Annotated in this window: 13 protein-coding genes; 6 read left to right on the top strand and 7 right to left on the bottom strand. The window is 45.3% G+C overall.

Features of this window, described 5'->3' with window-relative positions:
• Window positions 1-293 precede the first annotated feature (293 nt).
• A complete protein-coding gene (gene hslU / locus FHS57_RS05010) occupies window positions 294-1730 on the bottom strand; it encodes an ATP-dependent protease ATPase subunit HslU (protein ID WP_183971807.1) in 1437 nt (478 codons plus the stop codon).
• Window positions 1731-1868: 138 nt separating this feature from the next.
• On the opposite strand from hslU, the gene FHS57_RS05015 reads away from it, so the two are divergent.
• From FHS57_RS05015 to FHS57_RS05030, 4 genes are all read left to right on the top strand, one after another.
• Window positions 1869-2159 carry a hypothetical protein gene (locus FHS57_RS05015; RefSeq protein WP_122931996.1) on the top strand — a complete coding sequence of 97 codons (291 nt, stop codon included), beginning with the start codon at window positions 1869-1871 and terminating at the stop codon, window positions 2157-2159.
• A gap of 83 nt (window positions 2160-2242) precedes the next feature.
• Complete coding sequence (locus tag FHS57_RS05020; RefSeq protein ID WP_183971808.1) at window positions 2243-2695, top strand: hypothetical protein; 453 nt, start codon at window positions 2243-2245, stop codon at window positions 2693-2695.
• A gap of 26 nt (window positions 2696-2721) precedes the next feature.
• Window positions 2722-2979 (top strand): hypothetical protein, encoded by a 258-nt coding sequence (locus FHS57_RS05025; protein ID WP_183971809.1) that lies wholly within the window; start codon window positions 2722-2724, stop codon window positions 2977-2979.
• A gap of 28 nt (window positions 2980-3007) precedes the next feature.
• Window positions 3008-3193 (top strand): hypothetical protein, encoded by a 186-nt coding sequence (locus tag FHS57_RS05030; protein ID WP_183971810.1) that lies wholly within the window; start codon window positions 3008-3010, stop codon window positions 3191-3193.
• 12 nt (window positions 3194-3205) lie between these two features.
• Here the strand turns inward: FHS57_RS05030 and cdaA are convergent, their stop codons facing one another.
• Window positions 3206-4006 (bottom strand): diadenylate cyclase CdaA, encoded by an 801-nt coding sequence (gene cdaA / locus FHS57_RS05035; RefSeq protein WP_028527079.1) that lies wholly within the window; start codon window positions 4004-4006, stop codon window positions 3206-3208.
• 31 nt (window positions 4007-4037) lie between these two features.
• Window positions 4038-4673, bottom strand: a complete 636-nt coding sequence (locus FHS57_RS05040) for a DedA family protein (protein WP_183971811.1) — start codon at window positions 4671-4673, stop codon at window positions 4038-4040.
• Window positions 4674-4854: 181 nt separating this feature from the next.
• Here FHS57_RS05040 and FHS57_RS05045 point away from each other — a divergent pair, with 181 nt between their 5' ends.
• Entirely contained in the window at window positions 4855-6018 is a 1164-nt protein-coding gene (locus tag FHS57_RS05045) for a voltage-gated chloride channel family protein (protein WP_183972252.1), read from the top strand.
• A gap of 220 nt (window positions 6019-6238) precedes the next feature.
• Here the strand turns inward: FHS57_RS05045 and FHS57_RS05050 are convergent, their stop codons facing one another.
• From FHS57_RS05050 to FHS57_RS05065, 4 genes are all read right to left on the bottom strand, one after another.
• Window positions 6239-7120 (bottom strand): DUF4249 family protein, encoded by an 882-nt coding sequence (locus FHS57_RS05050; RefSeq protein WP_183971812.1) that lies wholly within the window; start codon window positions 7118-7120, stop codon window positions 6239-6241.
• 48 nt (window positions 7121-7168) lie between these two features.
• Window positions 7169-9919 (bottom strand): carboxypeptidase-like regulatory domain-containing protein, encoded by a 2751-nt coding sequence (locus FHS57_RS05055; protein WP_183971813.1) that lies wholly within the window; start codon window positions 9917-9919, stop codon window positions 7169-7171.
• A 144-nt stretch (window positions 9920-10063) separates the two neighbouring features.
• Entirely contained in the window at window positions 10064-10555 is a 492-nt protein-coding gene (locus FHS57_RS05060; protein WP_183971814.1) for a hypothetical protein, read from the bottom strand.
• A gap of 93 nt (window positions 10556-10648) precedes the next feature.
• The gene (locus FHS57_RS05065) at window positions 10649-11299 is read right to left on the bottom strand and encodes a PepSY-like domain-containing protein (RefSeq protein ID WP_183971815.1); all 651 of its coding nucleotides are present in this window, start codon (window positions 11297-11299) and stop codon (window positions 10649-10651) included.
• A 215-nt stretch (window positions 11300-11514) separates the two neighbouring features.
• Between FHS57_RS05065 and FHS57_RS05070 the strand changes: the two genes are divergently transcribed.
• A complete protein-coding gene (locus tag FHS57_RS05070; RefSeq protein WP_183971816.1) occupies window positions 11515-12111 on the top strand; it encodes an RNA polymerase sigma factor in 597 nt (198 codons plus the stop codon).
• The last annotated feature ends 23 nt before the right edge of the window (window positions 12112-12134 follow it).

The raw sequence follows: 12134 nt of genomic DNA on the forward strand, positions 1-12134 counted from the left end.
AACAGCAAACCTCCCGAATGTTTGTACTCTACGCAAGCGAACATTCGGGTGGTTAAGCACAAATCACATTCGTTAAAATAACAAACCTCCCGAATGTTTGTACTCGATGCAAGCGAACATTCGGGAGGTTGAGCACAAATCACATTCGTTAAAACAGCAAACCTCCCGAATGTTTGTACTCTACGCAGGCGAACATTCGGGAGGTTGAGCACAAATCATATTCGTTAAAACAGCAAACCTCCCGAATGTTTGTACTCTACGCAGGCGAACATTCGGGAGGTTAAAGTTGAGCATTACAATATATATTGGCTCAAATCGCGGTTTTTGACCAAGTTAGCCAAACGCTCCTGCACCAACTCTTTGGTCACAATCACGTGGGCATTAGGCCCGATAACATCAGGAATGTCAAACATGAAGTCATTGAGTAAAGTACTCATCACCGTTTGAAGGCGACGCGCACCAATGTTTTCCACTTCTGAATTGATGGTAAATGCCAATTTTGCCAACTCTAGCAATGCGTCATCTTGGAACGTCAATTCGACACCCTCTGCCTCCATCAACGCAAAATATTGACGCGTGAGAGAGTTACGCGGCTCTTTCAAAATACGGTAGAAATCGTTTTCCGTCAAGCTTTGCAATTCGACCCGAATCGGGAAACGTCCCTGTAATTCTGGAATCAAATCCGAAGGTTTAGACACGTGAAAAGCCCCCGCTGCTACAAACAAAATGTGGTCGGTTTTGATTGGGCCGTGTTTGGTATTGACCGTTGAGCCTTCGACAATCGGGAGCAAATCGCGCTGAACCCCCTCGCGGCTTACGTCAGGTCCTCCGCCTTTTCCGTTGGAATTAGCGATTTTGTCAATCTCGTCAATAAAAATAATTCCTAAATTTTCGGCCTTCAGCAACGCTTCTTCTTTGACTTCATCCATGTCAATGAGCTTGGCTGCTTCCTCTTCCAACAATATCTTACGGGCATCGGCAATGCTCATTTTACGTTTTTTATTACGCTTAGGCATCATGTTACCAAGCATTTCTTGCAAATTCATCATCGACATATCGTCGATAGGTCCACCCATAACACCAATATTTGGAGCCGACGAAGACTGCATATCAATCTCGATTTTCCGATTTTCGAGTTCACCCGCCCGTAGTTTATCACGGAAACGCACGCGTGTTCGCTCGTTGAGTTCGTGGTCGGGCATCGACGAAACAGGCGGAGGAGGATTAACGGCGTCGGTATCATCCGTAATCTCAAAACCTACGCTTGGGCGGCTGTTGTTCTTGGGCGTGTTATTGGGATACATCGGCGGAATCAGCACATCCAAAATAATTTCCTCTACGATGTCCTGTGCCTTTTGTTTTACTTCTTCTTTTTTGGCCGTTTTCACCATATTTACGGCTTGTTCTACCAAGTCGCGCACCATGCTTTCGACGTCACGCCCCACGTATCCCACTTCCGTAAATTTAGATGCTTCTACTTTCACAAAAGGGGCATCGGCGATTTTGGCCAAGCGGCGGGCAATTTCGGTTTTCCCGACCCCCGTCGCGCCAATCATCAAAATATTATTAGGAATAATTTCTTTTTGCATCTCGGGCGTGCTGTTCATCCGACGCCAACGGTTTCGGAGTGCAATCGCCACGTTGCGCTTGGCATCGTGCTGCCCGATAATGTATTTGTCTAGTTCGGCGACTATTTCGCGGGGAGTTAGTTTATCTAATTGTGAGGACATCCGTTAATTTGACAATGTGAAAATAGATAAATTTAAGAAGGCAATAAGGGCATTTTTTTTGCAAAACAAATGTAGAAACGTTGGCATTTTCAAATTTGACCTCTATTTTTGTACAAATTTGATAAACGAATCTTGAAGATGAAACGTAACTTTTTGAAAATAAGTGCTTTGTTGTTGACGGTTTCTTTAGCCTCTTGTAAGTATCAAAAGAACAATACCATCGAACAGACGGATTTGCGTGCTGGTGATGAATACGTTTACGGCGTTCATCCCGATTCGGCGGCTCGTCAAACCAAGATTAAATATACGGCAAAACCAGAATTGGAGCAACGTACCAACGCCATCCGTGAAAAATTGTTTGGTGGTGCTACTCCAGAAACTACTGCTCCTGCGGCCACCCCTGCTGATACAGTTGTAGCAGCGAAATAATTTCTGCGGGATTTGTTATAAATTTGAAGCGACGCTCGAACAAGCGTCGCTTCTTTTGTTTCCATCAACCTTCTACTAAACCAATGAAACCATTTTTTCTCCTTTGCTTTTTTCTCACTGCGTCATTTATTGGCTTTTCGCAAACCGAAGAAGCTGCCGTCAAAGTGCCGATTCAACAACTTTTTGAAGGAATGAAAAAAAGTGACTCGTCGATGGTACACCAAACATTGCTTGCCAACGCCCGCCTCGAATCAATTGTGAAAGCCAAATCGGGCGACATCAGTGTTAAGTCCGATTCGTTTGATGGGTTTCTAAAAAGCATTGGCAAAGCTACACCTGGCGACCTTGACGAACGCCTCTCGGGAATGCAAATTCGCATTGATGGTGACTTGGCCACTGCTTGGACTCCCTACAAATTTTATTACAAAGGCAATTTTAGCCACTGTGGTGTCAATGCGTTTCAATTAATAAAAACACCTGCGGGCTGGAAAATCCTCAGCATCATTGATACGCGCCGCAAAGAGGCGTGTGAGTAAATTTCAAAAATATAAGACACAATTACATGCGCTACGTTGGAGACATCGCCACGACTGATTCGTACAAAATTTCGCTCTATACTTGGAATGAAAAATACATCGTCAAGATTGAAGCTGGGCCTTACGAACAAATGTATAAAGTAAATCAATTGGACTTTTGGGGAGACGAAGCTGCTTTGAGAGAAATTTTCGCGGACGAGGTTTTCCTAAAAAGTGTGTTTGCCCGTTTTCAGCAAATGCACAGCGACTTCAACGACGTCCTTACCCGATTTGATTTAGTCTAGTAGTGGTTCATACTCAAACTTTTTTGCCATGACTTTTGAAGAATACCTTGTCACCAAAAAAATTGACACAAAAACCTTTAGCCAACAAGAAGCGGAGCGTTTTCAGGAATGGGAGCAGCTGTTCTCTCAAATTCACCCTGAGAGTTTTACCGCCCAAAAGAAGTTTCTTCTCAACGATATCCGTCGGAAGTACTTATTAAAAAACGAAGGATAAAAACGGCGCCGTTTACTTTCTGCCTACCTCAAACAAGTACTTTTTGAGGCGTTCTTCGACTTCTGAAGCCGAAATATTGCTAAGGAATTGGCCTTCTATGGCCAACGAAATACGCCCTGTTTCTTCCGAAACGACAATCACCGCCGCGTCGGTTACTTCGCTCATACCAAGTGCCGCGCGGTGACGGAAGCCCAAGTTTCCGAAATCATCGCTATCCGAAACGGGTAAAATACAGCGTGCAGCTTTGATGCGCCCATCGGCCACGATGACGCCCCCGTCGTTCATAGGGCTGTATTGATTAAAAAGCGATAGAAAAAGGCGTTTTGACAACACACTGTCCACCTCTTCGCCCGTTTGGATGTATTTATCGAGTTCATCGTTTTTCTTGAGTACTAGCAAGCCCCCCGTAAACTCAGCTGCCAGTGCCCGAACCGCCTCTATGATAGGCTTGATTTCATTGATTTTATCGGCCGAAGTTGGTTGGCGAAAAAAACGTCCAATGAGACGGTTATTGGCAAAAGCAGTTGATTTCCCGACAAACAACAAAAAACGACGAATCTCTTGTTGGAAAATAACAATCAAAGCCACCGCGCCCACACCCATGAAATACTCCAGGATTTTGGTGAGCAATTCCAAACCAATGGCCCTGACGACCAAGTAAAAAAGGTAAATCAACAAATACCCTAAAAATACCCTACTCGCCAAACTTCCCCGCACCAAGTAGTAAATCTGATACAAAAGGAAAGCTACCAAGGCAATATCCAAGACGTCAACCCACTCAACGTTCAAAAAACCGATGTGAAAAACGAACATAATAACGACTAGCTATTTTGATATTGGCAATTTATTCGTCAGCAATTTCTTTTTTGGCGTTAAAATACCCTTTTACTACCGTAAACGTCGTAATTCCTAAAAAGAAAAAGATGATGTAATGTACGTAATCTATAATCCACGGAAATTTTTCCCCAAAATAATATCCTCCACCTGTCAATCCAAAAATCCACAATCCCGCTCCCAACACATTAAATAACATAAAGCCGCCAATGTTCATCCGCACCAATCCTGCCAAAATCGGCGCAAAGGTGCGCACAACGGGCAAAAATCGACTAATCACCAAGGTGCGACTTCCGTACTTATCGAAATACTTACGGGTGGTGTTGATGTGTTGTTTCTTAAAGAACAGCGAATCGGGTCGATTTTGTATGCGATCCCCAAAAAAACGTCCCGTTAGGTAGCCCGTCAAAGACCCCACAATGGCGGCTAAAAACAGGCACGTCAGCAACAAAAAGATGGGAACGTCGAGGATTTTGAGCGCACAAAATACACCTGCCAAAAAAACGAGGTAGTCGCCTGGCAGAAAAAACGCAAAAAACAGCCCATTTTCGGCAAAAATAATAAGCGTTATGAGCACTAGCCCTCCCGTGCGGATAAGTTCCTCGGAGTTAAGGAGGTATTGGAAAAAGTCAAGGATAGAATTCATGTTCAAAATTACACAACTTATCTTTCACAGCAAGCCCTCTGCCTGTTGCATACTAATTTTCTAGGGTAATAATTCACTTTTTCGTACTTTTCGGGGCAAAATAACCCATCGAGCCGTGAAAAATAACAAATCCGTCATCTTCCCCAGCGCTACTTTTCTTTTTGTGTTCAAATGGTTGGTAATGGCCCTTATCGTGGGAGTTTTGGCGGGTTCGGCTTCGGCTTTTTTTTTGGTATCGCTCAATTGGGTTACCAACTGGCGAGAAACGCATGCTTGGATTACCTGGTTTTTGCCAGTCGGTGGGTTTATCGTCGGAGCCGCCTATTACTATTGGGGGCAAGATGTGGTAAAAGGCAACAACCAACTCATCGAAGAATTTCACAGTCCATCCCAGATTGTTCCGCTCAAAATGGCACCGCTTGTGCTTTTTGGAACGTTAGTTACGCACTTGTTTGGCGGCTCAGCGGGGCGCGAAGGTACGGCCGTTCAAATGGGGGGAGCTATTGCTGATCAGTTTACCAAACTCTTCCGATTTTCGGACGATGACCGCCGCATTTTACTAATCATTGGAATCAGTGCGGGGTTTGCCTCGGTATTTGGGACACCGCTAGCGGGCAGTGTTTTTGCCCTCGAAGTCCTGATTGTGGGGCGTATGCGCTACGAAGCGCTTTTACCTAGCCTTCTCACGGCACTGGTCGCCGATTATACCTGCCACGCATGGCAAGTAGCTCATACGCATTATAGTATCCCCAACGTACCTCATATTCATGCAGATACGCTACTTTGGGTCGTTTTTGCGGGCATTTTATTTGGTCTAACATCCCTTTCTTTTTCTAAAATCGTACACTTTTGGGGTGATTTTTTCAAACGAACCATTGCCTATCCCCCACTTCGGCCCGTGGTTGGGGGAGCGGTATTGGCGGTTTGTATTTGGCTTTTGGGCACAACTCGGCACATTGGTTTGGGCGTGCCAACCATTGTCGCCTCTTTTACCGAGCCGCTTGCTCCTTACGATTTTGTACTCAAACTTTTGTTGACCACCTTCACCCTCGGCGCAGGTTTTAAGGGCGGGGAAGTCACTCCCCTTTTCTTCATTGGCGCTACGTTGGGCAATGCACTTTCGGCTTTCGTACCGCTGCCGATGGCGTTGCTGGCAGGGATGGGTTTCGTATCTGTCTTCGCAGGTGCGACCAATACGCCGATTGCCTGTACACTGATGGGGATGGAGCTTTTTGGGGCCGAATGTGGCGTTTTTATTGCCTTATCGAGCGTCATCGCTTACCTTTTTTCGGGGCACTCAAGCATTTATAGCGCTCAAGTATTTCAAAAGGAGAAACACGATTAGTCAGTGAGAGGGAGGTTGCTCACAACCTCCCTTCTTGTGTCTCTGGTTGCTCACAACCTGAGTTTTACTAAAGATACGCTCAATCAAGGAGGTTGTGAGCAACCTCCTGCACACTATACGCTAGCCAAGGAGGTTGTAAGCAACCTCCTGCACATTATACGCTAATCAAGGAGGTTGTGAGCAACCTCCTACACGCTATACGAGCAACCTCCTGCACGGACTACAACTGATATACATTGACAATCAGCGTATCGGCATTTACGCCCGTAAAGACACCCAGACCGTTGGTAATGGCCGTTGGAGGTGTGCTGATGTTTTGGGTCGTTGTTCCTGTTGATTTGTAAAGCGCGGCATAGTCCGCATTCAACCGATACAAAACTGCGTAATGCTTGCCAAAATACTGAAATGTCTGCGGCATAATGCTACTCGAACTCGCCATCGTTGGTTCATTGTTGAAGCGACGAGCAAACGGGCTTTGGGTAGTTTCGGCGGGCAAAATTGTAATAGGCGTTGGGTTTGTTTCGGTATTGATAAACGCTACAAAATGATAATCGCTGGTGGGATTGTTCCACGTTGCCTCAATTGGGCTACGGTCTTCCCCCGACGGCGGACGAAAACCACCCGTCGTGCCGCTACTAAGGTCGATTTGGGTTCGATAAATTACGTTTCGGCTCAAGGCAAAACCCGTAGGGCGTGTCGGAATGCTGGTAATTGCTGAAACAGGCAATCCTTTATACTCAAAATCTAAGGTGTAAGTCAAGCCAAAAGTCACCAATTCTGTCGCAGCCGACTCGTACATTCCTTCGCTGACTTCTTTTAAGGTAAAAACTTTCCCGTTGCTTACGTGGATTTTAATCGTTTGCCCCGTTATTGGTCTTGAAACCAAATCAGCATCGTCGCTCGAAGCAGCGTAGGAAGTCACCGTTGTCAATTTTAAGCTTACAGGTTTTCCTGGCACTAAGAAAGCTTCTACGACGGGTTTTTGGTTAGAAAAAACCACCTGATTTGTGTCCGTACAAGACGCCAAGCCAAACACGCCTAAGAGCAGACCCATCAGCGTTATTTGTTGAAATTTCTGGAAAAAAGTTGCTATGTAGTTCATCGAAAAATTCATGTTGAGGTTTACAAAAACACAGTCTCCTCTCGCCTTCTAGCGGAGTTTCCACGAGAAAGTGACGTTTGGCGTGAATCCCAAGTAATTGACATTAGTGGTTTGAAGCACACTTTCGCCGTTTTCGGTAATGACTTCAAAACGTTTGTACCACACATTTTTGCGGTTGTATAGGTTAAATACCGAAAGTCCGATGCTTCCCCAACGCGCATTGTAGGTCGCCGAAATATCGAGGCGGTTATAGGACGAGAAACGGGTCGCATTTTTATCCGACGGCATTGTAAAATTACGTATCGAGCCGTCCAACAACTTAACTTGGTATGCCCCCACAATGGAAGTATAAGGACGGCCTGTCGAGACTATTTGAGTCAGGGAGAAGTCGATGTTTTTCCAACGATATGCCCCAATAAACTTAAATTGATGACGCACGTCTTGGTCGGAATGGTAGGGCAAATCAGAAAACGCTGACACGTTCCGAAGCGCTTCTGAGAGCGTATAACCTATCCAGCCGTTGAAATCCCCAAACTTGCGTTGCACCAACACATCCACGCCGCGTACTACTTCATTTCCGTTAAAAAACGTTTCCTGAACGCTCAACCCTTGGCGAATTTGGGGCACAAAACGCAGGGTATATTCGGTGATACCCGTGTTGTTTTTTTGATAAAATTCCACGTCCACCAAGTACTGCTTGTATTCATAACTTCCCCCCACAATGAGGTGATCCGACTGCGTGACGGGAAGCGTTCCGCCGTTGGCCAGTAACCAGTAACTACGGTTACCTTGCGTCAAATCTTCGCGGTTGATTTGTTTGGCAAACTGAAAATAACGCCCCGTCGCCATTTTGAGCTTTATTTTATCACTTAGGGCAAAAGTTGCGCTCAGGCGGGGCTCAAAATACAGTTTATTGGTCACGTCAAAATGATTGATACGAAGACCTGGTTTCAACAACAACTTGGTATTAAACAACCGCATTTGGTCTTGCAAATAAAACGCCGTGATAAGGCCGCGGTCGTTTTTGCTTAGTACATTGACAGTGTCGTTTTGGATGTATTGATAATCAATGGTATTGGCCGTCGAGTGGATTCCAAACTCCAATTGATTGTGCGGCGTAAGTTTGTATTCAAAGTCTATTTTGGCCGTAAAATCCTTCAAATCATTGGTTTCAACTTGTCCGATATTTTGTTTGCGCGTAATCGCCACCGAAGTATCCGTGGCAGGAATGGTACTAACGACGGTGCGGGTATTGTCGCGGTTGCTGTAAAAGTTAGAATAGCTTACAAGCATATTGCTGTACAATTTGTCGTTCCAGCGCCGCGACCATTTAAAGCTACTTCCCAAATTCCCCCAAGCCGAAATGTCATTGGAAGAAGTGGAAGCACCCAAGTCGCCACCACGACCGAAGTTGAAAGATGACGCCGACGAGTTATCCATCTTATCCGTTCCATTGTACAAACTCCACGTCAAGATGTCCTTTTTGGAAAGGTTCCACGTCAGTTTAGCGTTTAAATCATAGAAATACGACTGTGCTGTTTGGTTTTGAAGCGCATTATTCCCAAATCGTCCTCCAGGACCACCAGGGGGACGGCCAAAACCCGTTTGGGCTACCGTCGTTTGGCGTTCGGAGGTAAACGTGTTAAAGATTTTTTCGTACAGCGGCCCTTTGTACGAGCGCCGCCCTGCCACCAAAAGCGTCAATTTTTTCCCCAACGGCGTTTCAAGGTAGGCATTGGCACTCAGCAGGCTCAAATCAGCGCCTGCGTTGATTTTATTTTTGTTTCCTTCCTTCCCCGTAATTTCCGCTACGGCCGAAATCCGCCCGCCAAACTTGGCATCAAAACCTCCTTTGTAGAGCTGAATATCTTTGAGGGCGTTGTAATTAAAAGCTGAGAAAAAGCCAAAAAGGTGATCGACATGATAGACCGTGAAGCCATCGTACAAAACGAGGGTCTGGTCGGGAGTCCCTCCCCGAACATATAGCCCCGACGACGATTCGTTGGAGGCACTGACCCCAGGCATCAATTGAAATGCTCGAAAGGGGTCCCGTTCACCGATATTGGGGAGTTTTGCTAAATTTTTGGGAGTCATTTTAATCATTCCCACAATCTCGTTGGCTTTTAGCACTTCCGTTTTTTCTCCCAACACCATCACTTCTTCAAGTTCCTGCTCGCCTGGCTCAATTTCGATAATAAAATTATCAAGCGGTGTTTTGGGGGATAGAAACACGGTCGCATTTTTGTAGCCCACGTAGCTAACCAGCAACGTAGCAGTATCGGAAGGCACTTTCAACAACGTAAAATATCCGTCCACGTTGGTCTGTGCCCCAATGTTGGTTCCTCGAACCGCTACCGTGGCAAAAGGCATGTTTTCAGAAGTTCCTTTTTCAACAATTCGCCCCACGAGCGTAAAATCAGCGCGGGTAGGTACACCACGATAGCGCGTATCAAATTCTTTACGGGCCTCTTTGGGAAGTTCAGGCGAGTTTTTAGGGACAATTTTAACCATATTGGCCTCCGTAATATAAAAGGTAAGCTCTTTGGTATCGCGCAGTACACCTTTCAAGCCATCGAGAAATTTGGTGTTATCAAACCAATACGATACGCGGTACTTCTTGACCAATTCTTCGTCGTAATCGACCTTGACATTGTACTTTTTCTTCAAATCAGTCAACACAAACAGCAAAGGCTTGTTGTTATAAAATTCGTCTTTGATAACAAGCTCTGCCTCCGCAGGCCCCTGCGCCCATCCAGCAAACGTCCCCAGCAAAAGAAGAACGAGTAATAATTGTTTCATAAAGTATGGATTATAGTTCAAAAAGCCGACAACGACGGCGGTAACGTCGTTCGGTAGTTTTATTACCTTCGAGTACGTTTCCTGCCGTCGTTGCGTGGCATTAATTTTCTATGTGTAGATGTATCGTCAAAATCCGACGACGGTTTAAAGCGCCTTGGCCGCCGCGATGGTCACTGTCACTTGAGCAGAAACCCCCGTTGTGGCATCGGTATCGGTATAAGTTTCTTGGAGTTTTATGGCTCCATTGCCAATCTGCCCAATAGTTTCACCCACCGACAACATATCAAATGACCCATTGCCTAAGGCTTTGAGCTCAATGGAATCGTAGGTTTCGGTATAAGATTGCATGGTACCTGTGCTATCGCGTTGCGAAATTTTCAAGACAATATTGACGATGTTCGCCGATTTTTTGGCCACTGACATCTCAATCGTTATGTTTTCTTTGATACTTGTATTGGTTAAGTCAATGCTTTGGGCTACGCCATTGATTGACTCAGTGTAGGTAGTGCCGTTGTACGACCCAATCACTTGGTCGGCGGGCTCAGGATCGACGGTTGTTTTGGAACAACTTGACAAAAGGGCAGCACTCAATAGCGCGAAAATGCTTCCTAAGAAGAGGTTTGAGATTGTTTTCATAAACTTTAGGTGTGTAATAGTGTATGTACTTCTAACTAGACATTATTAAGAAAAACAACCCAAGCTTATGGCTTGGGTTGCGAAAGAGCTAAACTAGCGGCCTTTTTTTCCTTTTTTACCGCGTTGTGGGTGCGCTGGCGGCGTTGTTTCTTGCGTAAACGTACCTGCTGCCGTAAACTGTACTACTTTACGAGATGCTTTTTTCTCTTCGTCGGTGCCCGATGTAAGTTCAACCACAACAAAGAAATCCCCTGCTTCATTTGTTCCTGCTTTCACGGCCGTATAGGTGGCGTAGTTCGACGTAATGTACGTTGTAATAGCCGCTGGCAGACTGGCAATTTCAACACTTGTCAACTTGGCTTTTTTACCATACTTTTCAAGCACTTTGTTGAAAGTACCATCTGCGTTAAAGAGTACGCCAGTGTGCGTTCCGTCAGCGAGTTTCAACCCTACCACAATTTGTCCTGCTGCGTCTTTTCCCGCAAACTGAATTTCCGCTCCCGCGTAGTTTGTGGTAATGTAAGAACTTACGGCTGCTGGCAAATCTGCTTCTTCGATTTCGGTTAGCTTACCTTTACACTTTTGTTTGGTTACAGTGTCGGTTGTGGCCGCAGCACGAGCTGCCGAAAGCTGCACTACTTCTGTCAAATCTTCCGTTGTCGAATTGGCGTTGATGTCTTCACGGTTGCAGCTCACCAAAAATAGCCCTACTAACGCGAACACAAAAAACAATGTCTTTTTCATGGTTTGTTTTTGTTAAGTTGAAAAATTGATAGTTGGAAATTGATTTCAGTAGCCATTACGTAGGGTTTTTGCAGGGCGTGGCAAAAAAGTTTTAAATTTTTTTAAGAAAAAAAAAGTGTAATTTGTTGCAACACTAGGCCACATAATAGCGTACAGGCGTGTATGTATCAGGCAGATATTGAAGCCGCTAACAACCATCCAAATCCGTTACTACCTTGTTTTTTCGAAAAAAAACCAACTTTACCGAAGATGACCTGGAGGAAGTCATCCAAGCGTGCAGGAGCAACGACAGCCGCGCGCAGAGGGTGCTTTTTCAGCAATTTTTCGGTTATGCCAAGGGAATCAGCTTGCGGTATTCGTCATCGATGGAAGAAGCTGAAGAAATTTTGAACGAAAGTTTCTTAAAGGTTTTCCAGCACATCGACCGCTACGACCTCACCCAGCCTTTCAAGGCTTGGTTGCGGACGATTGTGGTCAATACCGCGATTAGCTATTACCGAAAGCATCAAAAATTTCATGGCGAGATTGGGCTAGATAATATTCACGAGCCATCAAACGACGCGTCGGTCATTGACCAAATATCTGCCGAGGAGATTTTGGCTTTGGTGCAACAGTTGAAACCGATTTATCGTACTGTCTTTACGATGCACGTGGTGGACGGCTACCAGCTTCGTGAGATTGCAGATGTGCTCAATTTTAATGAAGCCACCGTACGCTCGCATTTTTCACGAGCCCGTACCCGTTTGCAAGAGTTAATCAAGCAATCATACCCGCTTTTTAGCGAGGGGAAAGTAGAACAGAAGTTTAAGTGAGTACCCCAAATTACTGAATTAAA

The sequence above is a fragment of the Runella defluvii genome (genome assembly GCF_014195535.1).
Lineage (GTDB): Bacteria > Bacteroidota > Bacteroidia > Cytophagales > Spirosomataceae > Runella > Runella defluvii.